Annotated in this window: 1 protein-coding gene; it reads right to left on the bottom strand. The window is 48.1% G+C overall.

The genetic code is table 11. The features are described 5' to 3' along the window. Positions 1–33 precede the first annotated feature (33 nt). A partial coding sequence (locus tag H8L47_RS29235) for an IS3 family transposase (RefSeq protein ID WP_186957340.1) occupies positions 34–447 on the bottom strand: 414 nt, incomplete at its 5' end.

The following is a 447-nucleotide window of genomic DNA, read 5'->3' as shown; positions in this document are numbered from 1 at the left end:
TGAGGTGTACTGTCAATAGCGGACACTCATGTTCTAAGCTGCCTGTGACTGCCGATTAAAATTTTCAGCAAACAAGGCTGGCGATATATTGCCAAGACGCGAGTGACGTCGCTGGCGGTTATAAAAGCTTTCAATATATTCCTGGATAGCCGCCTGTGCATCAGCACGTGTTGCATAGCGCTGATGATGTATCAGTTCATTTTTCAGACTTCCCCAGAAACTCTCCATAGGTGCATTGTCATAGCAGTTTCCTTTGCGTGACATGGATGTCTTCATGCCAAATTGCTCCAGCAACTCCCTGTAACTCAGTGCGCAGTATTGGCTACCACGGTCTGAGTGATGAATCAGACCAGGCGGTGGTCGTTTATTGCTGACAGCCTTCCACAATGCTTTTGCTGTCAAGGCTTGTGTCATGCGTTCTCCCATGGCATAGCCGACAATCTCGCA

Origin of the sequence: Undibacterium umbellatum (assembly GCF_014284125.1) — a bacterium.
GTDB classification, from domain to species: Bacteria; Pseudomonadota; Gammaproteobacteria; order Burkholderiales; family Burkholderiaceae_D; genus Undibacterium; species Undibacterium umbellatum.
Note: the sequence above shows the minus strand (reverse complement) of the source record. Positions and strands in the feature narration are given on the sequence as shown.